This is a genomic window from Streptomyces sp. NPDC043878, assembly GCF_056435735.1.
Window position 1 is genome coordinate 1 of record NZ_JBWKDW010000015.1, and the last position, 25539, is coordinate 25539.

Here is a 25539-nt window from a genome sequence, read left to right on the forward strand (position 1 = left end):
AAACGCCCGGTTACATTCCGAACCCGGAAGCTAAGCCTTACAGCGCCGATGGTACTGCAGGGGGGACCCTGTGGGAGAGTAGGACACCGCCGAACTCCTTTTAGAGCTCTGGTTCTTGGGCATGCAGCCCAGGAACCAGAGCTTTTTTGCGTTGAGGTAGGGTCAGGGGGCATCGTCGGCACATTTCCCACAGGAGGCCCCCGGGTGGAGGTCCAGGAGACCCGCGTCCAGACAGACCGGGTGCTCACCATCCCCAATATCCTCAGCATGGCGCGGCTCCTCGGTGTGCCGCTCTTCCTGTGGCTGATCCTCAGGCCCGAGTTCGGTGGCCCCAAGAGTGACACCTGGGCGCTGCTGGTACTGATGCTGAGCGGCATCAGCGACTACCTGGACGGCAAGCTCGCGCGCCGCTGGAACCAGATCAGCAGCCTCGGCCGGCTCCTCGACCCCGCGGCCGACCGGCTTTACATTCTTTCCACCCTGGTCGGTCTGACCTGGCGCGAGATTCTGCCCATCTGGTTGACCGCTGCACTTCTCGCGCGGGAGCTCGTCCTGCTGGTGATGGTGGGCATCCTCCGACGCCACGGCTATCCGCCCCCACAGGTGAACTTCCTGGGCAAGGCCGCCACCTTCAACCTGATGTACGCCTTCCCGCTGCTCCTCCTCAGTGACGGAAGCGGGTGGCTCTCGTCGCTGGGTGCTATTTTCGGATGGGCGTTCGCCGGATGGGGTACAACCCTGTACTGGTGGGCAGGAGTCCTCTACGTAGTACAGGTCCGCCGGCTGCTCCGTGCGGACACCATGGCCGATTGACCCCGCCCGTCGATACGCCCGTGAGGGCTCGATGGCCCGCCGCGGAAAAGTGCGGGACAATAGGGACGGGTGCAGTCGGCTAGACCGTCGTCTCTAGAGGAGGACGCTTCCGACATGAAGGCCGTCGTGATGGCCGGAGGCGAAGGCACACGCCTTCGTCCCATGACCTCGAGCATGCCCAAGCCGCTCCTGCCGGTGGCCAACCGGCCGATCATGGAGCACGTTCTGCGGCTGCTCAAAAGGCATGGGCTCAATGAGACCGTCGTCACCGTCCAGTTCCTGGCCTCGCTGGTCAAGAACTACTTCGGTGACGGCGAGGAGCTCGGTATGGAGCTCACCTATGCCAACGAGGAGAAGCCACTCGGTACCGCCGGAAGCGTCAAGAACGCAGAGCAGGCGTTGAAGGACGATGCCTTCCTCGTCATCTCCGGCGATGCCCTGACGGACTTCGACCTCACCGAACTCATCAACTTCCACAAGGAAAAGGGCGCGCTCGTCACGGTCTGCCTGACGCGTGTGCCCAATCCGCTGGAATTCGGCATCACCATTGTCGACGAAGAGGGCAAGGTCGAGCGCTTCCTCGAGAAGCCGACCTGGGGCCAGGTGTTCTCGGACACCGTGAACACCGGCATCTACGTGATGGAGCCCGAGGTCTTCGACTACGTCGAGGCCGACGTCCCCGTCGACTGGTCCGGTGACGTCTTTCCGCAGCTGATGAAGGAGGGCAAGCCGGTCTTCGGCTATATCGCGGAAGGCTACTGGGAGGACGTCGGCACCCACGAGAGCTACGTCAAGGCACAGGCCGACGTCCTGGAGGGCAAGGTCGACGTCGAGATCGACGGATTCGAGATCTCTCCGGGCGTCTGGGTGGCCGAGGGTGCCGAGGTGCACCCCGACGCCGTGCTCCGCGGGCCCCTCTACATCGGGGACTACGCCAAGGTCGAGGCTGGTGCCGAAATCCGTGAGCACACCGTCGTGGGTTCCAACGTCGTCGTGAAGAGCGGCGCGTTCCTGCACAAGGTGGTCCTGCACGACAACGTGTACGTCGGGCAGCACAGCAACCTGCGCGGATGTGTGGTCGGTAAGAACACCGACATCATGCGTGCGGCCCGCATCGAGGACGGCGCGGTCATCGGTGACGAATGCCTGATCGGTGAAGAATCGATCGTGCAGGGCAACGTACGGGTCTACCCGTTCAAGACGATCGAGGCCGGCGCGTTCGTGAACACGTCGGTCATCTGGGAGTCCCGGGGACAGGCGCACCTCTTCGGCGCGCGCGGAGTCTCCGGCATCCTGAACGTGGAGATCACGCCGGAGCTGGCGGTGCGTCTCGCCGGTGCCTACGCGACGACGCTCAAGAAGGGCTCCACCGTCACCACGGCCCGCGACCACTCCCGCGGTGCCCGAGCGCTGAAGCGCGCGGTCATCTCGGCGTTGCAGGCCAGCGCCATCGACGTACGGGACCTGGAGAACGTACCGCTGCCCGTCGCCAGGCAGCAGACCGCTCGCGGCAGTGCCGGCGGAATCATGATCCGTACGACTCCGGGTGTGCCGGACTCGGTCGACATCATGTTCTTCGACAGTCAGGGCGCCGACCTGTCGCAGGCCAGCCAGCGCAAGCTGGACCGGGTCTTCGCGCGCCAGGAGTACCGGCGTGCCTTCCCGGGCGAGATCGGGGACCTGCACTTCCCGGCGAGTGTCTTCGACTCGTACACCGGGTCGCTGTTGCGCAATGTCGACATCACCGGGATCTCCGAGTCGGGGCTGAAGGTCGTCGTCGACGCCTCGAACGGCAGCGCCGGTCTCGTCCTGCCCAGTCTGCTCGGCAAGCTCGGCGTCGACTCCCTGACCATCAATCCCGGTCTGGACGAGTCCCGGCCCACCGAGACGACCGACGCGCGTCGGTCGGGACTGGTACGGCTCGGGGAGATCGTGGCGTCCGCGCGGGCCGCGTTCGGTGTGCGGTTCGACCCCGTCGGCGAACGGCTGTCGCTGGTCGACGAGAAGGGCCGGATCGTCGAGGACGACCGCGCGCTGCTCGTCATGCTCGACCTGGTGGCGGCGGAGCGGCGCAGTGGGCGGGTGGCGCTGCCGGTGACCACCACGAGGATCGCCGAGCAGGTGGCGGCGTACCACGGGACGCAGGTGGAGTGGACGACGACCTCACCCGACGATCTCACCCGGGTCGGCCGTGACGAGTCCACGATCTTCGGTGGTGACGGCAAGGGTGGCTTCATCATCCCGGAGTTCAGCAGCGTCTTCGACGGTACGGCGGCATTCGTACGGCTGATCGGGCTGGTGGCCCGGACGCAGCTCACGCTCAGCCAGATCGACGCCCGCATCCCGCGGGCGCACGTCCTCAAGAGGGACCTGGCGACCCCGTGGGCCGTCAAGGGCCTGGTGATGAGGCGGGTCGTGGAAGCGGCCGGAGACCGCTTCGTCGACACGACCGACGGTGTGCGGGTGGTGGAGACCGACGGCCGTTGGGTGATGGTGCTGCCCGACCCCGCGGAAGCGGTCACGCACCTGTGGGCGGAGGGGCCGGACGACGCCTCCGCGCAGGCCCTGCTGGACGAGTGGGCGGCAGTCGTGGACAGCGCCGGCCGCTGAAACACGGATCACCCGCGCGTGCCGGACAAGTGTCCCCAAGGGGGCCTGTCCGGCACGCCGGTGGGGCCATTCGGAGGTACCGGTCGCAACGTGCGACGATGTGCGGCATGCCGCAGCAGCCCCCCGTTCGGAGCACACCCGCGCGTTCCGCGCGCCCGGACGCCTCCATGTCGCTGCTCACCAACGTCATGGACCACAGCCTCGACGACGGGTACGCCGAAGCCGCCGCCCGGAAGAAGGCCGACGGCGTCGGCGGCCTGCCGAAGACCTTGAGCGCGAAGCTCGGTCTGGCCGCCGGCCTGGTGCTCGCGGCACTGGTGGTGACCGTGGGCGCCGCCCAGGCCCGGGTCGCCGCTCCCGTCGTCGCCAAGGAGCGCGAGGAGCTGATCGACCGCATCGACCGTGAGACCGAGGCGGCGGACAAGCTCGAGAAGACCGTCGACACCCTGCGCGACACCGTGAGCGCGCGGCAGCGCGAGGCGCTCAGGCAGACCGGGGGCACTGACCGAACGTCACTGGTCGGCATCCTCTCGGGCGCCACGGAAGTGCGCGGTCCCGGGGTGAAACTCGTGGTGGACGACGCCAAGGAAGCCACGACGGGCGGCGACGGCGACCCGCGCGAGACCTCCGGGTTCTCCGACACCGGACGGGTACGCGACCGTGACATGCAGCGCGTCGTCAACGGACTGTGGGAGTCGGGCGCCGAGGCCGTGTCGATCAACGGGCAGCGGCTGACGGCCCTGTCCGCGGTCAGGGCCGCGGGGGAGGCGATACTGGTCGACAACAAGCCGCTCGTACCGCCGTACACGGTCCTCGCCGTGGGGGACGGGAAAAAGCTGAGCAACAGGTTCCAGAACAGCGCCGACGGACTGTATCTGCATGCCCTGCAGGAGAACTACGGCATCCGGACCGGCATCTCGGTGGAGAGCGACCTCCGGCTGCCCGCCGCACCGAGTGTGATCGTACGTACCGCGCAGCCGAGAATTGAGAAGGGCACATCGTGATCGCCGTACTGGGCCTCATCGTGGGAGTGGTGGCCGGCCTGTTGGTCCGGCCCGAGGTTCCGGCGGTCGTCGAGCCGTATCTCCCCATCGCCGTCGTGGCCGCGCTCGACGCCGTGTTCGGCGGACTGCGGGCCATGCTCGACGGCATCTTCGACGACAAGGTCTTCGTCGTGTCGTTCCTGTCCAACGTGGTCGTGGCCGCGCTGATCGTGTTCCTGGGCGACAAGCTGGGCGTCGGAGCGCAGCTGTCGACCGGCGTGGTCGTTGTCCTCGGAATCCGGATCTTCTCCAACGCCGCGGCGATCCGCCGGCACGTGTTCCGGGCGTGACGGCGATGAGCGACAACGGCAACGAGAACGACACCACGGCCGGGACCTCCGGGACGTCCGGGAACCGGCTGCGCCGGGAACTGCCCGAGGAGGTCCCGGCGACCGGCCCTGTGGCCGCGGAGGGGGACGCGCCCGAGCCGGAGCCGGAGCCGGAGCCCCAGCTCACCGGCCGGCAGCGGCTGGCGGACGGACTGTGGCCGCCGCGGGTCACCAGGGCCCAACTCATCGTCGCGGTGCTGCTGTTCGGTCTCGGCTTCGGTCTGGCCGTACAGGTGGCGTCGAACAGTGACAGCGACAGTGCCCTGCGCGGCGCACGCCAGGAAGATCTGGTGCGCATCCTCGATGAACTGGACGACCGCACTCAGCGTCTTGCAGACGAGAAGCAGGGACTGGAGAAGCAGCGGGACGAGCTGGAGAACAGCTCGGACCAGGCCGAGGAGGCCCGCAAGCAGACGGTCGAGAAGGAGAGGCAGCTCGGCATCCTGGCAGGCACCGTGGCCGCGCAGGGTCCCGGCATCACGATGACCATCTCCGACCCGAAGGGAACGGTCCAGGCCGACATGTTGCTCGACGCGATCCAGGAACTGCGCGCGGCGGGTGCCGAGGCGATTCAGGTGAACAGCGTGCGGGTGGTCGCCGGCACCTACCTGACGGACTCCGACAACGGCGTCAGCGTGGACGGGAACAAGATCAACGCCCCGTATCGTTTCAAGGTCATCGGCAAGCCGCAGGACCTGGAGCCGGCGCTGAACATCCCTGGAGGCGTGGTGCAGACTCTTGAGAAGGAGCAGGCCACGGTGAGCGTCGTGCGGTCGGACGACATCGTGGTGGACGCCTTGCGAGCTGCGAAGCGGCCTGACTACGCTCGGTCGTCCTCCCGGTGAACCGCGGGTGCATGGGGGTCAACCGGCGAGGGCAAGAGGTTGCGGGGGGTCGGCGCACCGAATGGGTGGTGCGTGGTGGAAACTGTCTGGTGGATACGGACGTTGTGAGGATGTCCGGGTCGACCGGTGTGTTCAATCAGGGTTCGTCCTGCCCCACGGGCGGGTCTGTTTCGGTCAAGGGGAATCGCCCGTGAAGTTGTTTGCGAAGTTGTTCGGCAAGAGCGCGCGAGAGGGCAGCGACAACGCGACCGCTCGTCACCGCGCACAGCCTGACGCGGAGGGACAGCGCCCGCTGTTCCGGGATCAGCTCTCCGGTCAGGGCGGCGACGTCTCCGGAGGCCCGGGCGCGCCGTCTGTTGACCCTGCTCAGTCCGGCGGCATAGGTTTCGGGCAACCGTCAACCTCAGGTACGGGTGGAGGGTTTTCCGCCGACCCGTACGCGTCCAACGCCCCGTCGGGGCAGCCGCGGCAGGAGGATCCGTCGATGTCGGCCCTGGTGTGTACGAGGTGCGGTAACCGCAACGCGGAGAACAGCCGGTTCTGTTCCAACTGCGGCGCGCCGCTGCGGGCCGGCGCGGTTCCGGAGCGTCCTTCGGAGACCACGTCCACGATCTCCATCTCGGGCCTCGAGGCGTACGACGCGGAGGTCACCGGACAGACCCAGATGCCGATGCTCTCCCCGGAGGCCCAGGCCGCCGTGGACGCGCTGCCCCTCGGGTCGGCGCTCCTGGTGGTGCGCCGCGGCCCCAACTCGGGCAGCCGCTTCCTGCTGGACGGTGAGCTGACCACGGCCGGCCGTCACCCGCAGAGCGACATCTTCCTGGACGACGTGACGGTCTCCCGCCGGCACGTGGAGTTCCGCCGCAGTCCGGACGGTTCGTTCACGGTGGCCGACGTGGGCAGTCTGAACGGCACCTACGTCAACCGTGAACGGATCGACCAGGTCGCTCTGTCCAACGGGGACGAGGTGCAGATCGGCAAGTACCGGCTGGTGTTCTACGCGAGCCAGCGGGGCTACTGACCCTCTCCCGGGCTCCGTCCGGGGGGATCCCCAGGGAAGGTCCATGCTGCAAACACCGAGCGGCGGTGCCGGGCACGGCGCCGCCGCCGCGGACAGCGGGCTGATGAGCATCGGCACGGTGCTGAACGTGCTGCGCGACGAGTTCCCCGAAGTGACCATCTCCAAGATCCGTTTCCTGGAGTCCGAGGGGCTCATCGAGCCGCGGCGGACCCCGTCGGGGTACCGCAAGTTCAGCGCCGGGGACGTCGAACGCCTCGGCCACGTACTGCGCATGCAGCGAGACCACTACCTGCCGCTCAAGGTCATCCGTGAGCACCTGGACGCGATGGGGCGCGGCGAAGCGGTACCGCTGCCGACCGTGGGCCGTCAGCGGGACGGTGAGGCCGTCCCGGAGCCGGCCGACGTGCCGACCGCGGCCCGGATCGGGCGGGCCGAGCTGCTGGCCGCCGCCGGGATCGAGGAGCGGGACCTCGAGGAGTGGGAGTCGTACGGACTCATCGCAGCGCTGCCGGACGGAACCTACGACGCCGAGACGGTGACGGTGGCGTCGCTGGTCGCCGAGCTGGGCCGGTTCGGGATCGAGCCGCGGCACCTGCGGGTGATGAAGGCCGCCGCGGACCGTGAGGCCGGTCTCGTGGACCAGGTGGTGGCTCCACTGCGGCGTCATCGCAATCCGCAGACCCGGGTGCACGCGGAGGCCCGCACCCGGGAACTGGCGGGACTCGCGGTGAAGCTCCACTCGGCGCTGGTCCAGACCGCGCTCGGCGTGCGGCTGCCCTGACGGGGCGGTGCGCGGAGGCCCGATCGACCGCCCGTTCCGGGCCCGACTACCCAAACGTCCCGGGCACGGCCTAGGGTTGCTGTGTGAACGAGCTCGATGTCGTAGGTGTCCGGGTCGAAATGCCCTCCAACCAACCGATCGTGCTCCTGCGTGAAGTGGGAGGCGACCGCTACCTCCCCATCTGGATCGGACCGGGGGAGGCGACGGCCATCGCCTTCGCCCAGCAGGGCATGGCCCCCGCGCGACCGCTGACCCACGACCTGTTCAAGGACGTGCTGGAGGCCGTCGGCCAGGAGCTCACGGAAGTACGCATCACGGACCTGCGTGACGGCGTCTTCTACGCGGAGCTGGTCTTCGCGAGCGGTGTGGAGGTGAGCGCGCGCCCGTCGGACGCCATAGCGCTGGCCCTGCGCACGGGTACCCCGATCTACGGGAGCGACGGCGTGCTCGACGACGCCGGTATCGCCATCCCCGACGAACAGGAGGACGAAGTGGAGAAGTTCCGCGAGTTCCTCGACCAGATCTCCCCCGAGGACTTCGGTACCAGCAGCCAGTGAGTGCGGCGGCGGGCTGTTCGAGACGGACCGGTGCACGGCTCGGGCCGTGGTGGACATCGCCTCAAATGCCGGCATTTGCCAGCGGCGCGTGAGAGCGTCCTGCGGCCCGCTTCGGGCACATTCGGCTAGCCTTTCCCCGCGGCGGGGTGCGGGAAACCACTCCTAGGGTGATTATCACTCGGCGTGCCGAGTGTGGCGATCGTTGACGCACCCCTGGTGACTGCCTACCGTCGAGAAGGCAGGTCAAGGACGGAGGTCGGCGTGAGAAGCAGCGGCGACGGTACGGCTGGGGGTGCTCCCGGACGCAGTCTCGGAGCGAGCGGTCCGTACCCGCTTCACAGCAGCGCGGCCGATCACGCTCCGCAGCGACCGGCGGCGGTGCCGAGCAGCGGAGGGGCGACGTCCATGGCGTCCGAGGAGATCGGCTACCGGGGCCCGACGGCCTGCGCGGCCGCCGGTATCACCTACCGGCAACTGGACTACTGGGCGCGCACCGGGCTCGTCGAGCCGAGCGTGCGGCCCGCACACGGGTCGGGGACACAGCGGCTGTACAGCTTCCGGGACGTCGTGGTCCTGAAGGTCGTCAAGCGCTTTCTCGACACCGGGGTGTCCCTGCAGAACATCCGCACCGCGGTCCAGCACCTCAGGGAGCGGGGCTTCAGCGACCTGGAGCGCATGACCCTGATGAGCGACGGCGCCTCGGTCTACGAGTGCACCTCGCCCGACGAGGTGCACGCGCTGCTCCAGGGCGGACAGGGCGTGTTCGGTATCGCGGTCGGCGTGGTGTGGCGGGATGTGGACAGCGCTCTCTCCCAGCTGCACGGCGAGCGGGTCGACACCGGCGAGACCCTGCTGGGACACAACCCGGCGGACGAGTTGGCGCGGCGGCGCAACCGGGCCGTCTGACCGCGCCCCGCTCGTTCGGGCCGCGTCACGCTCCCCGGGACCCTGGTGAGTCGGCATTGTCAGTGGCGTAGGGCAGCATCGGAGTTGTGAGAACCACGCCCACGATCCTGCATCTCGACATGGATGCCTTCTTCGCCTCGGCGGAGCAGGCGTCCAAGCCGAGCCTGCGCGGGAAGGCCGTCGTGGTCGGCGGGCTGGGGCCGCGCGGGGTGGTGGCGACCGCGTCGTACGAGGCGCGGGTGTTCGGTGTCCATTCGGCGATGCCCATGGCCCAGGCGCGGCGGCTCGCCCCGAACGCCGCCTACCTCGTGCCGCGGTTCGGGTTCTACCGGTTGATCAGCGAGCAGGTGATGGGGCTCCTGCGCGCCCTGTCGCCGCTGGTGGAGCCGCTCAGCCTGGACGAGGCGTTCGTGGACCTGGAAGCCGGGGGAGCGGCCTGGGACGAGGCGTCGGCGCGGCTGGTGGGGGTGCGGCTGCGCGCGGACATACGGGCCTTCACCGGGCTCACCGGATCGGTGGGGCTCGCGGCCTGCAAGATGCTCGCGAAGATCGCCTCCGAGCAGGCCAAGCCGGACGGGCTGGTGGTGATCGAGCCGGGCACCGAGCGGTCCCTGCTGGGCCCGCTGCCGGTGCGGACGCTGCCGGGGGTCGGTCCCGCGACGGGTGATCACCTGCGGCGGGCCGGGATCACCACGGTCGCCGAGATCGCCGAGGCGGGTGAGGACGAACTCGTGCGTCTGCTGGGCAGGTCCCACGGGCACGCGTTGTACGCCATGGCGCTGGCGCACGACGAGCGGCCGGTGGTGGCCGAGCGGGAGACGAAGTCGGTGTCCGTGGAGGACACCTACGACGTGGACATCCACGACCGGACCCGGGTGGGCCTTGAGGTGCGGCGGCTGGCGGACCGCTGCGTGCGGCGGCTGCGGGAGGCAGGGCTGTCGGGGCGGACGATCGTGCTGAAGGTGCGCCGGTACGACTTCTCCACCTTGACCCGGTCGGAGACCCTGCGCGGGCCCACCGACGACCCGGCGGTCGTCCGGGAGGCGGCGGCCCGGCTGCTGGACTCGGTGGACACCACGGGCGGGGTCCGGCTGCTGGGCGTGGGGGTCTCCGGGCTCGCCGACTACACGCAGGAGGACCTGTTCGCGCAGGCGGCGGGAGCGCTGACGGACGATCCGGCGGAGGAGGGCGAGGACCGGCCGGCCGAGGAGGAGCGGGCGCCGGCTGAACGACGGTGGCCCGCGGGCCACGACGTACGGCACGCCGGGTACGGACACGGATGGGTGCAGGGCAGCGGACTGGGGCGGGTCACCGTGCGGTTCGAGACGCCCGACTCGGAGCCCGGGCGGGTGCGGACCTTCCGGACCGACGACCCGGAGCTGGAGCCGGCGGACCCGCTGCCGCTCGTGCGGTCCGTGCCGCCTGCCGCGTCAGCACGGCCTGTGCCGGCCGCGCCGGTCGGGCCGGCGGTCGGGTCGCGAAGACCCGGCGGGCCGGGGGCCGAGGTGTCTCAGGAGTCGTCGGAGCCCGCGAGCTTGCCGAAGTCGCGGTCGGGGAACGCCGGAGGCGCGGCCACGTCCAGGCCGTAGTGGTGGTAGAGCTGGAGTTCCTGTTCCGGCGAGAGGTGGCGCCCGACGCCGAAGTCGGGGGCGTCCTTGATCAGGGCGCGTTCGAAGGGGACGTGCAGGGTGCCCTCGATCAGCCTGCTGGGCTCCAGGGGCACGAACGCGTCCCTGCTGAACAGGCCGGTCCGTATGGCTGCCCACTCCGGGACGCCGGTCGCGTCGTCGAGGTACACCTCGTCGATCGTGCCGATCTTGGTCCCGTCGCGGTCGAACGCCTTGCGGCCGATCAGGTGGCGCGGATCGATGTCGGTCTGCACGGTCCCTCCATGTGGTCGCAACTCATCCGTAAGCACTACGAAAGAGCACTTTCAACGAGGGGGCCACTCGAAAGTTCGGGCGTTGACCTCGCTGGTAGGCTGGCAGGCGGCTGCTGACCCCGTGCGGGAGAGTCCTCCAGAGACCATGGAGGCGCCGAAGGAGCAAATCCTCCCCGGAATCTCTCAGGCCCACGTACCGCACGGACGAGGTCACTCTGGAAAGCAGGGCGGAGGCCGACGGCTTCCGTTCTCACCGACGGTGAAAGCCGGGAGTGCCCTCGGGCGCCCCGGTGAAGCTCTCAGGTCGAGATGACAGAGGGGGAGGCCGTCGGGGTACCCGCGCCGGGGTACCCCTCGAAGGTCGCGTCAGACCAGGAGGCCTCCGCAATGACCGCCCATCGTATTCCGCTCTCCGAGCTCGAACAGGGAATCCCCTTCGAGCAGCGCCACATCGGCCCCGACCACGAGGCCCGCGCCAAGATGCTCGCCCAGGTCGGCTACGGCTCCCTCGACGAGCTCACGGCCGCCGCGGTCCCGGATGTGATCAAGAACGCCGACGCGCTGGACCTGCCGGGTGCCCGGACCGAGGCCGAGGTGCTGGCGGAGCTGCGTGCGCTGGCCGATCGCAACCAGGTCCTGGCCCCGATGATCGGGCTCGGGTACCACGGGACCTTCACGCCGCCGGTGATCCTGCGCAACGTCATGGAGAACCCGGCCTGGTACACGGCCTACACGCCCTACCAGCCGGAGATCTCCCAGGGGCGGCTCGAGGCCCTGCTGAACTTCCAGACCATGGTCGCCGAGCTGACCGGGCTGCCCACCTCCGGCGCCTCGCTGCTCGACGAGGGCACCGCGGCCGCCGAGGCGGTGGCGCTGTCCCGGCGCATGGGCCGCAACAAGAAGGGCCTGTTCCTGGTCGACGCGGACGCCCTGCCCCAGACCATCGCCGTGATCCAGACCCGTGCCGAACCGGCCGGCGTCGAGGTGGTCGTCGCCGACCTGAGCGAGGGCATCCCGGCCGGGATCGCCGAGCGTGAGATCAACGGTGTGCTGCTGCAGTACCCGGGCGCCTCCGGCGCCGTACGGGACATCAAGCCGGTCATCGACCAGGCGCACGAGCTCGGCGCGCTCGTCACCGTGGCGGCCGACCTGCTCGCCCTCACCCTGCTGAGGTCGCCCGGTGAGCTCGGCGCGGACATCGCGGTCGGCACCACGCAGCGCTTCGGTGTGCCGATGGGCTTCGGCGGGCCGCACGCCGGCTACATGGCGGTGCGCGAGAGCTTCGCGCGCAGCCTGCCCGGCCGGCTCGTGGGCGTCTCCGTCGACGCCGACGGGCACAAGGCCTATCGGCTCGCCCTGCAGACGCGTGAGCAGCACATCCGCCGCGAGAAGGCCACGAGCAACATCTGCACCGCCCAGGTGCTGCTCGCCGTGATGGCCGGCATGTACGCCGTCTACCACGGACCCGAGGGACTCAGGGGCATCGCGCGGCGCACGCACCGCTACGCTGCGATCCTCGCCGCGGGCCTGGAGGCCGGCGGGGTCGAGCTCGTGCACGGCAACTACTTCGACACCGTCACCGCCCGGGTGCCGGGCCGCGCCGCGCAGGTCGTCTCCGCCGCCCGCGACCACGGCGTCAACCTGCACCTCGTGGACGCCGACCACGTGTCGGTCACCTGCGACGAGACCACCGCGCGGGCCCAGGTCGGCGCGGTGTGGAGCGCGTTCGGGGTCGACGGCGACATCGAGGCGCTGGACGCGGCGACGGGGGACGTCCTGCCGGACGCGCTGCTGCGCACCGACGACTACCTCACCCACCCCGTCTTCCACGAGCACCGTTCCGAGACGGCGATGCTCCGCTACCTGCGCCGGCTCGCCGACCGGGACTACGCGCTCGACCGCGGCATGATCCCGCTGGGCTCCTGCACCATGAAGCTCAACGCGACCACCGAGATGGAGCCCGTCACCTGGCCCGAGTTCGGCCAGCTGCACCCGTTCGCGCCGGTCGAGCAGGCGGAGGGCTACCTGACCCTCATCCGTGAGCTGGAGCAGCGGCTCGCCGAGGTCACCGGCTACGACAACGTGTCGCTCCAGCCCAACGCCGGCTCGCAGGGCGAGCTGGCCGGGCTGCTCGCCGTACGCGGATACCACCGCGCCAACGGCGACGAGCAGCGCACCGTCTGCCTCATCCCGTCCTCCGCGCACGGCACGAACGCCGCGAGCGCCGTGATGGCCGGTATGAAGGTCGTCGTCGTGAGGACCGCCGAGGACGGCGAGATCGACGTGGCGGATCTGCGGGCGAAGATCGAGCAGTACCGCGACGAGCTGTCGGTGCTGATGATCACCTATCCGTCGACGCACGGCGTGTTCGAGGAGCACGTCGCCGACATCTGCGCCCAGGTGCACGAGGCGGGCGGGCAGGTCTACGTCGACGGCGCCAACCTCAACGCGCTGGTGGGGCTGGCCAAGCCGGGGCACTTCGGTGGTGACGTCTCGCACCTCAACCTGCACAAGACGTTCTGCATCCCGCACGGCGGCGGCGGTCCGGGCGTCGGCCCGGTCGGGGTGCGCTCCCACCTGGCGCCGTACCTGCCCAACCACCCGCTCCAGCCGGCCGCCGGCCCGGAGACCGGTGTCGGCCCGATCTCCGCCGCCCCGTGGGGCTCGGCGGGCATCCTGCCGATCTCGTGGGCGTACGTCCGGCTCATGGGCGGCGAGGGGCTGAAGCGGGCCACGCAGGTGGCCGTGCTCAGTGCCAACTACATCGCCAAGCGGCTGGAACCGCACTACCCGGTGCTCTACACCGGTCCCGGCGGTCTGGTCGCGCACGAGTGCATCATCGACCTGCGCCCGCTGACCAAGGCGACCGGCGTCAGCGTCGACGACGTGGCCAAGCGGCTGATCGACTACGGTTTCCACGCGCCGACGATGTCGTTCCCGGTGGCCGGGACGCTCATGATCGAGCCGACCGAGTCCGAGGACCTGATCGAGATCGACCGGTTCTGCGAGGCGATGATCGCCATCCGTGCGGAGATCGAAAAGGTCGGCGCGGGGGAGTGGTCGGCGGAGGACAACCCGCTGCGCAACGCCCCGCACACCGCCGCCGCGCTGGGCGGCGACTGGGAGCACGTGTACACGCGTGCGGAGGCCGTGTTCCCGGCCGGCGTCTCGGCCGCGGACAAGTACTGGCCGCCGGTGCGCCGGATCGACCAGGCCTTCGGCGACCGCAACCTGGTCTGCTCCTGCCCGCCGCTGGACGCGTACGAGGACTGAGATCCCGTAGGTGAAGGGCTCCGCCCGGGCCACAGCGGCCCGGGCGGAGCCCTTCGTGCCTCACCCGGTCGCGAGGGAGAGCTCGGTCGACTTGATCAGGGCGACCACGGGCGTCCCGGCGGTCAGGCCCAGCTCGGCGACGGCGTCCGCGGTGATCGCGGCGGTCAGTTCGCCGCCCTCGACCGTGACCTTCACCGAGGCCATGGCCCCGCCGGTGGCGATGTCCCGCACCGTGCCGGGCAGCCGGTTGCGGATCGAGAGGCCCTCGACCCGGCCGGTGGCGAGCGAGACCTCCGTCGACTTCACCAGGGCCCGTACGGCCGAGCCGGGGGCGAGCCCGAGTTCCTCGACGGCCTCCCGGGTGACCGCCGCGGTGAGGTTCTGGCCGCCGGCCAGACTGACCCCGACCGTGGCCATGACCTCGCCGGGGGTGATGACGGTGACCGTGCCGGGGAGCTGGTTGCGGATGCTCAGGCTCATGGAGTGCGCCTCGCTGACGGTGGGGGGATGCCCGTGGGGGGACGTCCTGGGAAGGTTCCCACCGTAGTCGCGCAGGCGCCGCGTGCCCGGTACGTGCGGGCCGCGTCGCCCTACGGGGGACCGGGCGCCGCGCTCAGACGCGGTCGATGTGCACGTTCGTCGACTTCACGCGGGCGGTGGCCTCCATGCCGACCTCCAGGCCCATCTCCTCCACGGCCTCCCGGGTCAGCAGGGAGACCAGGCGGTGCGGCCCGGCCTGGATCTCGACCTGGGCCGCCACGTCGCCGAGCTTGATCGCGGTGACGATCCCGGGGAAGGCGTTGCGCACGGAGGTGTGGGAGAGGGCCTCCTCCTCACCGCCTCCGGTCCTGGCCAGCTCCACCGAGAACGCGGCCAGGTCCTGGCCCTCGATGACGCGCCGCCCGCTCTCGTCGCGCCGGGTCGCCACCCGGCCCGCGTCCGCCCAGCGGCGGGCGGTGTCCGGGCTCACGCCGAGCAGCCGCGCCGCCTGGCCGATCGTGTAGGACTGCATGGCGATCACGATAGGGGCAGCGGGGCGACGCCGACGGGAGGGGGTCGGCGGGTGGGCGACCGCGGTTCGTCGCCTGTCGGGTGGGGTCCTCCTGACGGTGGGGTGCTGCGGTGTCGCGGCGTGCTGCCGTGCCGGGCGGTGCGCTGCCGTGCCGGGCGGTGCGCTGCCATGGGCGAGTGCCTGCGTGCGTGGGCGTGTCGCCGTATCGGACAGTGCCCGTGCGGGTCCGTACGGTGACCCGCCGCGTCGCCGTGTCCGGTGGATCGCTCAGCCCGTGTGGACCCGGGGGCGGCGGTCGCGGTCCGGCTCCGCCTCGCGCAGGACCTCCCGGGTGACCGGGGCGACCTCGCCCTGGCCGAAGAGGAAGAAGCGCAGGAAGTTGGCGAAGGGGTTGCCCTCGGTCCACTCGAAGTAGATGTGCGGGGTGCAGCGGGTCGAGTCGCGGACGTGCAGGAGCAGCGCGGCGAGGGCGTTGGGGATGGAGGAGGACTCCAGGGTCAGGACGCGGTAGCGGTCGTGGAGGACCTCGCCGCGTACCGTCAGGCTCGCCTCGAACTCGGACGGGTCGAGGACCGTGACCTCGACGAAGACGAAGTCCTCGCCGGGGACGTCGTTGTCCGCCCTGATCTGCTCGATCTTGTCGCGGTACTCGGCCTTGTCGCGCTGCTGGGGTTCGTTGGCGATGAACCGTATCTTGCGGCTGGCCATGTCCCGGATGAAACGTTCCGCCATGGGGTCGAGCGTCACGCTGGTCACGCGCAGCTCGAAGGCGCGGGCCAGCCGGGACAGCAGGGAGACCAGGATGATGCCCGCGATGAAGCAGGCGCCGATCTTCACACCGTCGGGGCGTTCGATGACGTTGACGACCGTGGTGTAGAGGAACACCGCCGAGATCACCGCGAAGGCGATGGTCCAGTTGCGCTGGCCGGCCTTGTGGGCGGCGATGGTCACCGCGATCGCCGCCGAGCTGATCAGCACGAGCACACCGGTGGCGTAGGCACCGCCCTGCGCGTCGACGTCGGCGTCGAAGATCCAGGTGACCAGGAAGGCGATCAGGGTGAAGACGATGACCATGGGGCGCACCGCGCGTGCCCAGTGCGGGGCCATGCCGTAGCGGGGCAGGTAGCGGGGCATCAGGTTGAGCAGGCCGGCCATCGCGGAGGCGCCGGCGAACCACAGGATGGCGATCGTCGAGACGTCGTAGACCGTGCCGAAGGCGCCGCCGAGGTAGTCGTGCGCGAGGAAGGCCAGCGCGCGGCCGTTGGCCTGGCCGCCCGGCTCGAACTCCTTCTCCGGGATCAGCAGGGTGGTGATGAAGCTGGTGGCGATCAGGAAGACGCTCATGATCAGGGCCGCCGTGGTGAGCAGCTTCTTCGTGTCCCGGATGCGGCCGGTCGGCCGCTCCTCGGTGTCGTCGGCGTCGCCCCGGACGTTCGGCATGACGGCGACGCCGGTCTCGAACCCGGAGAGGCCGAGCGCCAGTTTGGGGAAGACCAGCAGCGCCACGCCGATCATCGCGAAGACGTTGCCGTGCTCGGCGGTCAGGGCGGTGGACCAGTCGGTGATCACGTGGCCGGCGGTGGCCACATGCCACAGGCCGACGATCACGACGACGACGTTGAGCGCCAGGTAGATGCCCACCAGGACCACCGCGACGCCGATCGCCTCCAGGAAGCCCTTGAGGAACACGGCGCCGAGCAGCGCCACGAGGACCAGCGTGATCAGCATCTGCCGGTCGTGCAGCGCGCTGTTCAGGTGCGGGTTCTCGACCAGGTGGGTCGAGGCGTCGGCCGCGGACAGGGTGATGGTGATCAGGAAGTCGGTGGCGGCGAAGCCGAGCAGGGTGAGCACGAAGAGTTTGCCCTGCCAGAAGGACAGCAGCCGCTCCAGCATCGCGATCGAGCCCTCGCCGCGCGGGCTCTCCTCGGCCACCCGCCGGTACACGGGCAGCGCGCCCGCGAGGGTGACGATCACCAGCACGATGGTCGCGACCGGCGACAGGAGTCCGGCCGCGAGGGCCGCGATGCCGGGCTGGTAGCCGAGGGTCGAGAAGTAGTCGACGCCGGTGAGACACATCACGCGCCACCAGCGCTGGCCCTGGTGCACGGGTTCCGGCCGCGCGTGTGGTCCCTGGTGGCCGCCGCCCTTGCCCATGTCGGAGAGGCCCTCCAGCATCCAGGAGCGCAGGCGACTGGGCGGGGGGTGCTCGGTGGTGGCCATCGGACGGGCTCCTGGGGTGCGGCTCGGCATGCGGTTCCGGCCATCCGCGGACGGCGGCGGGATCAGCGTAAGCGGAGAGTGACGCGAGGGCCCACGGATGGGAGGACCGCCCGCGTCAAGCTTGCGTTAAGACCGGCCGTGCCGCAGGTGGCGACGGGCACGATGCGAGCCGAGGGCCCGCGGACCTGCGGCGGAGGCCGGGGCGCGAAGCGGGCGTACGCCGGTCGGCTGTGGACACACAGCGTCACGTCGTGGGCGGGCGGCCTCCCCGCGTGCACACCGTCGACGTGCCGTAGGTCCACCTCGGCGGCAGCCCGTCAGGGGAGCTCGCCACGACGGGCCGACCACCTCACACGACCGTGCGACAACCACGCGGGGGTCGGCGGATCCGGGGGAGTGTCCCGGGCTCGCCCGCCCTCGCGCCGCGCTGTCCCGGCCCGAGTCACCGCGTCTCCTCGGACGTCTCCGGCTCTCGTGTCACGCTCCACGCGCGGTCTAACGTTCGCCAATCCACCCGAATGTTTCGCCCGATGCCCGGTGACGCCGACTCGCATACCGGCGTACGGCACTCCCTCATCGTCGGCTTCCGCCCTCATCTCAGCGCGCGTCCGGTGCTTCCGGAACCCCTCGGAAACTCTCGGTCCGCTCCCTCGGCGGAGCGCATCGGCGCCAACGGCCCCGGGCTCCGCGCACGTTGGCCGCAGATTCCCCGCGTACAGGGGGTTGCCACCGTTTGGGCGCTGTCTCTAGGGTGCGGCAACAGCGAAGCTTTCTGAATCATCTTCGAAACTTTCGGTCAGGGCGGACGCGTGTACGTGCCGTCCCGTACCCAAGGAGCGCATGATGGGTGACCCGGCACTGTCCCGCCGCGGCTTTCTGGCGGCCTCGGCCGCTGCCGGTCTGGGGATGACGGCACTGAGCGGCTGCGGCGGCGACTCGGACGGAGGGTCGTCGGGGACGACCACGATCGAGTGGTGGAACATCTCCACCACGCAGCCGACCAAGAACGTGTGGGCCGGCCTGGCCAAGAAGTTCGAGGCCGAGAACCCCAAGGTCAAGATAAAGATCGTCCAGTTGGAGAACGACGCCTACAAATCGAAGATGACGGCGCTCACCGCCTCCGGGAAACTGCCGGACATCTTCCACACCTGGGGCGGCGGCGTCCTGAGGCAGCAGGTGGACGCGGGGCTCGTGGAGGACCTCACCGACCGCACCAAGCCCTGGGCCGACGGCCTGCTGCCGGTCGCCAAGCAGGCGTACCTCCTCGACGAGAAGGTGTACGGCATCCCGTTCGACATCGGCATGATCGGGTTCTGGTACAACAAGGCGCTCTTCAAGCAGGCCGGCATCAGCGCGCCCCCCACCACCTGGAGCGGCTTCCTCGACGCCGTACGCAAGCTGAAGACGGCCGGTGTCACCCCCCTCGCCCTGGCCGGCAAGGAGGCGTGGACCGGCATGTACTACTGGGCCTACCTCGCGATGCGCACCGCCGGCGTCGACGCCCTGCGCAAGGCGGACGACGACAAGGACTTCACCGGGGCCGGGTTCGTCCAGGCCGGACAGCACCTCAAGGACCTCGTGGCGCTCAAGCCGTTCCAGAAGGGGTTCCTGGGAGCCGCCTACTCCAGCCCCACCGGCCAGGCGGCCGCCGTCGGCAACGCCAAGGCGGCGATGGAACTGATGGGCCAGTGGGCCCCGGTCGTGGAGGCGGACGCGGGCAAGGGACTCGGGGACGACCTCGGCTTCTTCCCGTTCCCCGCGGTCGAGGGCGGCCGGGGAACGATCACCGAGGTGTTCGGGGGCGGCGGAGGACACGCCCTGCGCAAGGGCGCTCCGCAGGAGGCCGTCGACTTCCTGAGGTTCTTCGCCTCGCAGGCGACGGACCTCCAACTCGTCAGGAAGACCGGCGTCCTGCCAGTGGTGCCGGCTGTCGAGAGCGCCGTCACCGACCCCAACACCCGGGCCGTACAGCAGCAGTTGAAGGCCGCCACCGGGTTCCAGCTCTACCTCGACCAGGCATACGCCCCCGCCGTCGGCCAGGAGGTCAACGACAGCGTCGCCGCGCTGATCGCCGGCTCCAAGTCCCCCGAGCAGGTCACCGAGTCGGTCACGAAGGCCGCGAAGGAAGAGCAGTAGCCGACGATGACCTCCACGTTCCTTCCGGACAAGCGGAGCGGCTCCGACCTCGCCCTCCCGCCCCCGGCCGCCGCCGCGGCCCGGGGGCGGACGCGGCGGCGCGTGCTGCACTGGCTCACCGCGGTCGGCTTCCAGGTGCCCGCCCTGATCCTGTTCGTCGTCCTGGTGCTGCTGCCGATGCTGTTCGCGCTGTACGCCGCCTTCTTCCGCTGGGGCGGCTTCGGCATGCCCTCCGACTACACCGGAACCGACAACTTCACCCGGCTCTTCCACGACGCGGTCTTCCTCGGCGACCTGTGGCGCTGCCTGGTCCTGGTGGGCCTCTCCCTCGCGCTGCAACTGCCCTTCGCACTCGCCATGGGCGTCCTGCTCAACCAGCGGCTGCGCGGCCGGGCCGTCTACCGGATGCTGTTCTTCGCGCCGTACGTGCTGTCCGAGGCGATCACGGGTGTGCTCTTCGGCATGGTCTTCGCCCCGGACGAGGGGCTCGCCGACCACCTCCTCGGCGGCATCGGCCTGGACGGAGTGGGCGGCGAGTGGTTCGCCGACCCCTCCACCGTCATGGCGACCCTCTTCCTGGTCATGACCTGGAAGTACTTCGGCTTCCACATGATGCTCTACCTGGCCGGACTCCAGTCCATTCCGGCCGAGTTGACCGAGGCGGCGCTGATCGACGGCGCGGGCCCCTGGCAGCGCTTCCGCAACGTCACCCTGCCGCTGCTCGCGCCCACCCTGCGCATCAGTGTCTTCCTGTCCGTCATCGGGTCGATCCAGCTGTTCGACCTGGTCTGGGTGGTCACCCAGGGCGGCCCCGACCACCACTCCGAGACGATGGCCGTGACCATGTTCCAGTACGGCTTCAAGCGCTACCAGGTCGGCTACGCCAGCGCGATCAGCGTGGTCATGTTCGGCATCTGCCTCCTCTTCGCCCTCGCCTACCAGCGGTTCGTGCTCCGCCGCGACCTCGAAGGGGCCACCACGACGATGAGGGGGGACGGCACGTGACCCGCAAGACCCTACGCAGCCTGCCGGTGCACCTGACCCTTGTCCTGGTGGGCGCGGTGATGGTGCTGCCCCTGGTGTACGCCGTGCTGTCCGGCTTCAAGTCCACCGACGAGCTCTCCAGCAACCCCTTCGGACTGCCCGAGCACTGGCTGACCGGCAACTACACCCAGATCCTCCGCTCGGGCGACTTCTGGAAGCTGCTCGGCAACAGCACCCTGATCGCGGTGGCCACCACCGTGCTCGTGGTCGCCGTGTCCGCGCTCGCGGCCTTCTCGTTCGCCCGGTTCGCCTTCCGCGGGCGGGAGGTGCTGTTCACCGTCTTCACCATGGGGCTGATGTTCCCCTTCGCGGTGGCGGCCCTGCCGCTGTTCCTGCTGGTGCGCTACCTGGGCCTGCTGGACAACCCGCTCGGAGTGATCCTTCCGCAGGCCGCCTTCGCGCTGCCGATGACCATCATCATCCTGCGCGGGTTCTTCCGGCAGATCCCCGGCGAACTGGAGGAGGCGGCCACCCTCGACGGCTGCAGCCCCTTCGGCTTCTTCTGGCGGGTGCTGCTGCCCATGGCGCGTCCCGCCCTCGGCACCGTCTCGGTGCTCGCCGTCGTCACCAGCTGGAACAACTTCCTCCTGCCGCTGCTGGTGTTCACCGACAACGCCTGGTGGACGCTCCCCATCGGCGTCCAGCAGTTCCAGGGGCAGTACTCGGCGGAGTACGCACGCGTCTTCGCCTACCTCGTCCTCGCCATGGTTCCCGCCCTGGCCTTCTACTCGGTCGCCGAGCGCCAGCTCGTCAGCGGCCTCACCGCCGGCGCCACGAAGGGATGACGGGCGCCGCCCGGCGTACGGCTCACCCACACCACCGCACCGTGAGGAGTCGCACCATGCGCAACACCACCCGCTCCCGCACCCGCACCCGGCTCAGACTCGCCGGCACCCTCGCCGCCGTCCTGGTCGCCGCCGGAGTCGCCGGCCCGGCGGCCCACGCCGGCGAGAGCCACGGCACGCCGACCACCCTGGCCCGCCTCGCCGAACGCCACGGCCGCTACTTCGGCAGCGCCACCGACAACCCCGAACTCACCGACAGCGCCTACACCGCGCTCCTCGGCGACGAGTTCGACATGATCACGCCCGGCAACGGGATGAAGTGGTACGCCACCGAACCCCAACAGGGCGTCCACGACTGGTCCCAGGGCGACGAGATCGTCCGCCTCGCCCGGCAGAACCACCAGCGGGTCCGCGCCCACACCCTGGTCTGGCACAGCCAGCTGCCCGGCTGGCTCACCGGCCGTGACTGGACGGCGGACGAGCTGCGGAGCGTCCTGAAGAAGCACATCTTCGCCGAGGTGCGCCACTACCGCGGCAAGGTCTACTCCTGGGACGTCGTCAACGAGGCGTTCAACGAGGACGGCACCTACCGGGAGACCCTCTTCTACAAGACCCTCGGCCCCGGCTACATCGCCGACGCGCTGCGCTGGGCGCACCAGGCCGATCCGCACGCCAGGCTCTACCTCAACGACTACAACATCGAGGCGCTCGGCCCGAAGAGCGACGCCTACTACGCGCTGGCCCAGGACCTGAAGGCGCGGGGCGTCCCGCTCGACGGCATCGGCCTGCAGGCCCATCTCGCCCTGCAGTACGGCTATCCGGACACGCTGGAGGACAACCTCCGCCGCTTCTCACGGCTCGGCCTCGACACCGCCCTCACCGAGGTCGACGTACGGATGCTGTTGCCCGCCGACGAGGCGAAACTGGCGACCCAGGCGCGGTGGTACGCCGACCTGACGAAGGCGTGCCTCGCGGTGCGGCGCTGCGTGGGCATCACGGTGTGGGACTACACCGACCGGTACTCGTGGATCCCGGCCTTCTTCCCCGGCCAGGGCGCGGCCCTGCCGTGGGACGAGCAACTGGCTCCCAAACCCGCCTACTTCGCGATCCGGGAGGCGCTGGGCGGCAGGTAGTCAGCCATGGCGGGCGGGGGGCGCGGTGCTGGCGCGCACCACCAGTTCCGTGCCCAGCTCGACCCGCGGCGAGGCCGGCTGCTCGCCGCGGGCCAGCGCCAGCACCGTACGGGCGGCGAGACGGCCCATCTCGGTGAGGGGCTGGCGGACCGTGGTGAGCGGCGGGGCGGACCAGCGGACCTCGGGGAGGTCGTCGAAACCGACCACGCTCATGTCCTCCGGCACCCTGAGTCCGCGCCGCCGCAGCGCCTCGACGGCGCCGAGTGCCATCTGGTCGCCGGCCGCGAACACGGCGGTCGGCGGATCGGGCAGGTCCAGCAGGGTGGTGCAGCCGGCGAAACCGGACTCCGGGCGGAAGTCGCCCGGCACGACGAGGCTCTCGTCCACGGCGAGGCCCGCGCCCTCCAGGGCCGCGCGGTAGCCGTCGAAGCGGGCCCGCGAGCACAGCAGCCGGGGCGGCCCGGTGATCAGGCCGATCCTGCGGTGACCCAGCGACAGCAGGTGCCCGGTGGCCGCCAGGCCGCCCGACCAGTTGGCCGCACCGACGGTGGGGGCGTCGAGAGCGGGGGAGCCCGCCGGGTCGACCACCACCAGGGGCACGCCGAGGACGCGCAGTTCGTCGTGCAGGACCGGCTCCAGGGCGGAGGTGACGAGGACGACCCCGTCGGAGGCGCGTGCGCGCAGGCTGCGCATCCGGTCTCGCGGGTCGCCCGAGCGTCCGCGCAGCGCCGACACCACGGTGCCGGCCCCGGCAGCGTGGGCGACCTCCTCGACACCTCGGATGATCTCCACCGCCCAGGGGCTGCCGAGGTCGTCGAAGACCAGGTCGAGCAGGGCGGCGCGGGCGCCGGGAGCGGGGCTGCGTCTGCGGTAGCCGTGCTGGTGCAGCAGGTCCTCGACACGGGCCCGGGTCCGGGGTGAGACGTCCGACCGGCCGTTGACGACGCGGGACACGGTGGGCACCGAGACGCCGGCCCGCCGGGCGATCTCCGTGATGGTGACTCTGCCTCCGGCCCCGGGCGCCGGTCCGGCGGCGGCCTCGCGTGCTGTCACTTCCCCACCTCCGCCGACGGTTCTCGCGGAACTTCCAGGAGTCTTCCGGAAGGCGGGCGGCTGTGGGAAGGGGGGGTCCTGGCTGGGGGCCTGTTCGGAGCCCACGGGGTTCCGCGCCACGGGGTTCGGCGCCCACGGGGTTCGGCAGCCACGGGGGTCCGCGCCCACGACGTTCGGCACCCACGCGCGGGACGGACGGGGTCGGGGAGGACGCGCGCACGGGGGACTACGCGCAGTGACCGAAGCAGGACGTGCGTCGGGGCCGGTGCGCAGTGGTCGCTGCGATCCGGCCCCTCAGGTGTCGGCGGGCGGTCCGGCGGACCGCCCGTCCGGTCCGCTCAGGCGGCTGTCATCACGTGGCCGGCGCCCATGGGGCGGTGCGGCGCGATGATCCGGCCGTCGGGCAGGAGCTCACCGGTGTCCTCGAAGAGCAGAACGCCGTTGCACAGCAGGCTCCATCCCTGTTCCGGGTGGTGCGCCAGAAGGCGCGCGGATTCCCGGTCGGCGGAGCCGGCTGTCGGACACGGTGGCTGGTGCTGGCACATGGGTGGGATCTTTCGCGTGGTCGTGAGGTGTGAGATGGCTGTGGTGTCTGTCCCGCGGCTTGAAGCGTCGTTCATGGCCGCCCCCCGTTGTGATAAGTCGTTCCGACCCCAGTGTTGCCCCCTGGACGTCGATCCGCAGGGATTTCGCGGCAGCACTTCTCACAGGTTGATGACGCAACCCCCGCGCGGATGGTTCAGCCGGTGCGGACCGTCACTTCGGGTCATTCACGGTGACCGAATGGGGCTAGTCCGCACTGGTCACATGCCCCTTGCGGCTCGTGCGAGCCAATTGACGCTCGTACGAGCAAAGGGGGTTATGGAAAAGAGATGGCGCCCGCCGTGTCCGGTGGGCGCACACGCCTCGTACCCCGTCCCCGGAATTCCGGGGACGGGGTACGAGGAACCGTCGCGCGGTGGCCTGTCAGGCGGGGGAGGACAGCAGTGGTGCCGGAGTCACCCGGTGGGTCAGGGCCGGCAGCAGTTCGGCGACGCGGTGCGGGCGGTGGGCGGCGATGCCGGGCGGCGCCGGTGCCAGCGGGATCAGCAGATCCGTGCCCGCGGGGTGGCCGGTGGCGCCGTCCGCGGTGGGATCGTCGTGCAGCCACAGCGTGAGCATGTACAGGCCCGGCACCGACAGCAGTCGCGGCTGGTAGGGCTGCTGCACGGTCTCCGCCTGGCGCAGCGCGAGTTCCGTGGAGGCGATGTAGGGACCCTCGAAGAAGCGGGAGAACGCCCAGCCGTCGGCGGTCAGCATGGTCTCCGCCGCGGCCACCGCCCGGTCGCCGCAGCGGATCAGGAAGCGCCACCCGGCCAGTCGCGTGGTGGGTACCCCGGTGGCACTGATGTGCTCCAACACATGGACAGGCAGGGGGAGTTCGGGGGTGGCGGGTCCCTGGGCGCGCAGCAAGGAGGGAGTTCGGGCCTCGCGGACCGCGGTGGGGGATGCCAGCGCGGTGAGGACGGAGCGAAGGGCGGGTGCGGGGGCCGGGGGGACATGCAGCGGCATGGTGGGTCGCCTCTCATTCGACAGGCACAAGGGCGCGAGGGCGGGGCGGGGCGGACGGCGCTGTCAGCACACGAGAACAGAGAGACGGGTGCCCCGGTCGGTAAACGCGTGGTGGGAGTGAGCCCTGCCGTTCGGCATGTCATCAGGACGGCAGGGCAGAGAACCGCGGGCGCCGGCCTTCTGCCTTGTTCGCGGAGTTTATACGACATATGTTCACGCAGTGTTTCGGCTAGCCGTTTCCGAGGCCCGGGGCAAGGGTCTATTCGGTCGGCGATCCGCGGGAATCATCCCGATTCCCGGGCGGCGACGCGGGGTTGACCTCGAAAAACGCCGGGCATGCGGTCGGCCCGTTCTCGTCGGCGTTTTTCACGAGTTCATCGGGGCACCGGAAACTGCGTCATGCCCCATGCCCGGTGAATGTGCCGCCGGTCACCTCCGACAGACTAGCGGGCCCCGGAGCGGCCGGGGACGTTATCGATCGCTTTCGCGGGGCATCATCCCACGTGACCCGCACACCGGCGGCCGGATGCTCGGCCCGCCCACAC

The 25539-nt window shown here is 70.2% G+C and carries 22 protein-coding genes, 1 rRNA gene and 1 riboswitch; of the genes, 16 read left to right on the forward strand and 7 right to left on the reverse strand.

What is annotated here, in order from left to right; genetic code table 11:
- The 11 genes from rrf to AC07AZ_RS21245 form a co-directional block, all read left to right on the forward strand.
- Positions 1-95 (forward strand): 5S ribosomal RNA (gene rrf / locus AC07AZ_RS21195); the annotation flags it as partial.
- 109 nt (positions 96-204) lie between these two features.
- Positions 205-813: a cardiolipin synthase ClsA gene (gene clsA, locus AC07AZ_RS21200; RefSeq protein ID WP_478849945.1), complete on the forward strand. Its 609-nt coding sequence runs from the start codon at positions 205-207 to the stop codon at positions 811-813.
- 114 nt (positions 814-927) lie between these two features.
- Entirely contained in the window at positions 928-3423 is a 2496-nt protein-coding gene (locus AC07AZ_RS21205; RefSeq protein ID WP_478849947.1) for a sugar phosphate nucleotidyltransferase, read from the forward strand.
- Between the two features lie 167 nt (positions 3424-3590).
- Positions 3591-4427, forward strand: a complete 837-nt coding sequence (locus AC07AZ_RS21210) for a DUF881 domain-containing protein (RefSeq protein WP_478850317.1) — start codon at positions 3591-3593, stop codon at positions 4425-4427.
- Positions 4424-4756 carry a small basic family protein gene (locus AC07AZ_RS21215; protein WP_006134295.1) on the forward strand — a complete coding sequence of 111 codons (333 nt, stop codon included), beginning with the start codon at positions 4424-4426 and terminating at the stop codon, positions 4754-4756. The genes AC07AZ_RS21210 and AC07AZ_RS21215 overlap by 4 nt, the downstream gene beginning before the upstream one ends.
- 5 nt (positions 4757-4761) lie before the next feature.
- Positions 4762-5640 carry a DUF881 domain-containing protein gene (locus AC07AZ_RS21220; protein WP_478849949.1) on the forward strand — a complete coding sequence of 293 codons (879 nt, stop codon included), beginning with the start codon at positions 4762-4764 and terminating at the stop codon, positions 5638-5640.
- A gap of 61 nt (positions 5641-5701) precedes the next feature.
- Positions 5702-6661: an FHA domain-containing protein gene (locus AC07AZ_RS21225; protein WP_478849951.1), complete on the forward strand. Its 960-nt coding sequence runs from the start codon at positions 5702-5704 to the stop codon at positions 6659-6661.
- A gap of 43 nt (positions 6662-6704) precedes the next feature.
- Positions 6705-7442: a transcriptional regulator FtsR gene (gene ftsR, locus AC07AZ_RS21230; RefSeq protein ID WP_478849953.1), complete on the forward strand. Its 738-nt coding sequence runs from the start codon at positions 6705-6707 to the stop codon at positions 7440-7442.
- An 83-nt stretch (positions 7443-7525) separates the two neighbouring features.
- Complete coding sequence (locus AC07AZ_RS21235; RefSeq protein WP_006144119.1) at positions 7526-7999, forward strand: bifunctional nuclease family protein; 474 nt, start codon at positions 7526-7528, stop codon at positions 7997-7999.
- Positions 8000-8260: 261 nt separating this feature from the next.
- Positions 8261-8905, forward strand: coding sequence for a MerR family transcriptional regulator (locus AC07AZ_RS21240; protein WP_478849955.1), 645 nt, complete (start codon positions 8261-8263; stop codon positions 8903-8905).
- 86 nt (positions 8906-8991) lie between these two features.
- Positions 8992-10494, forward strand: coding sequence for a DNA polymerase IV (locus tag AC07AZ_RS21245; RefSeq protein WP_478849957.1), 1503 nt, complete (start codon positions 8992-8994; stop codon positions 10492-10494).
- On the opposite strand, the gene AC07AZ_RS21250 is transcribed toward AC07AZ_RS21245, so the two are convergent.
- A complete protein-coding gene (locus AC07AZ_RS21250; RefSeq protein ID WP_478849959.1) occupies positions 10416-10787 on the reverse strand; it encodes a PRC-barrel domain-containing protein in 372 nt (123 codons plus the stop codon). The genes AC07AZ_RS21245 and AC07AZ_RS21250 overlap by 79 nt on opposite strands.
- 114 nt (positions 10788-10901) lie before the next feature.
- A riboswitch (glycine riboswitch) is annotated at positions 10902-10996 on the forward strand.
- A gap of 178 nt (positions 10997-11174) precedes the next feature.
- On the opposite strand from AC07AZ_RS21250, the gene gcvP reads away from it, so the two are divergent.
- Entirely contained in the window at positions 11175-14060 is a 2886-nt protein-coding gene (gene gcvP / locus AC07AZ_RS21255; protein WP_478849961.1) for an aminomethyl-transferring glycine dehydrogenase, read from the forward strand.
- Between the two features lie 60 nt (positions 14061-14120).
- Here gcvP and AC07AZ_RS21260 read toward each other — a convergent pair whose 3' ends face one another.
- The 3 genes from AC07AZ_RS21260 to AC07AZ_RS21270 all read right to left on the reverse strand — a co-directional run bounded on the left by AC07AZ_RS21260 (position 14121) and on the right by AC07AZ_RS21270 (position 17292).
- The gene (locus tag AC07AZ_RS21260; RefSeq protein ID WP_478849963.1) at positions 14121-14540 is read right to left on the reverse strand and encodes a TOBE domain-containing protein; all 420 of its coding nucleotides are present in this window, start codon (positions 14538-14540) and stop codon (positions 14121-14123) included.
- A 133-nt stretch (positions 14541-14673) separates the two neighbouring features.
- A complete protein-coding gene (locus tag AC07AZ_RS21265) occupies positions 14674-15072 on the reverse strand; it encodes a TOBE domain-containing protein (RefSeq protein ID WP_478849965.1) in 399 nt (132 codons plus the stop codon).
- A gap of 267 nt (positions 15073-15339) precedes the next feature.
- Positions 15340-17292 (reverse strand): APC family permease, encoded by a 1953-nt coding sequence (locus AC07AZ_RS21270; protein WP_478849967.1) that lies wholly within the window; start codon positions 17290-17292, stop codon positions 15340-15342.
- Positions 17293-18135: 843 nt separating this feature from the next.
- Between AC07AZ_RS21270 and AC07AZ_RS21275 the strand changes: the two genes are divergently transcribed.
- Genes AC07AZ_RS21275 through AC07AZ_RS21290 form a run of 4 tightly spaced genes read left to right on the forward strand, consistent with a single transcriptional unit; the run spans position 18136 to position 22390 of the window.
- A complete protein-coding gene (locus tag AC07AZ_RS21275) occupies positions 18136-19428 on the forward strand; it encodes an extracellular solute-binding protein (RefSeq protein ID WP_478849969.1) in 1293 nt (430 codons plus the stop codon).
- 6 nt (positions 19429-19434) lie between these two features.
- Positions 19435-20433, forward strand: a complete 999-nt coding sequence (locus AC07AZ_RS21280) for a carbohydrate ABC transporter permease (RefSeq protein ID WP_478849971.1) — start codon at positions 19435-19437, stop codon at positions 20431-20433.
- Between the two features lie 59 nt (positions 20434-20492).
- Positions 20493-21257: a carbohydrate ABC transporter permease gene (locus tag AC07AZ_RS21285; protein ID WP_478850319.1), complete on the forward strand. Its 765-nt coding sequence runs from the start codon at positions 20493-20495 to the stop codon at positions 21255-21257.
- Positions 21258-21313: 56 nt separating this feature from the next.
- On the forward strand, positions 21314-22390 hold the full coding sequence (locus tag AC07AZ_RS21290; RefSeq protein WP_478849973.1) for an endo-1,4-beta-xylanase: 1077 nt from the start codon (positions 21314-21316) through the stop codon (positions 22388-22390).
- Here AC07AZ_RS21290 and AC07AZ_RS21295 read toward each other — a convergent pair whose 3' ends face one another.
- From AC07AZ_RS21295 to AC07AZ_RS21305, 3 genes are all read right to left on the reverse strand, one after another.
- On the reverse strand, positions 22391-23443 hold the full coding sequence (locus tag AC07AZ_RS21295) for a LacI family DNA-binding transcriptional regulator (protein ID WP_478849975.1): 1053 nt from the start codon (positions 23441-23443) through the stop codon (positions 22391-22393).
- 338 nt (positions 23444-23781) lie between these two features.
- Positions 23782-23988, reverse strand: a complete 207-nt coding sequence (locus tag AC07AZ_RS21300; RefSeq protein WP_478849977.1) for a DUF5999 family protein — start codon at positions 23986-23988, stop codon at positions 23782-23784.
- A gap of 421 nt (positions 23989-24409) precedes the next feature.
- Positions 24410-24994: a hypothetical protein gene (locus AC07AZ_RS21305; RefSeq protein WP_478849979.1), complete on the reverse strand. Its 585-nt coding sequence runs from the start codon at positions 24992-24994 to the stop codon at positions 24410-24412.
- Between the last annotated feature and the right edge of the window lie 545 nt (positions 24995-25539).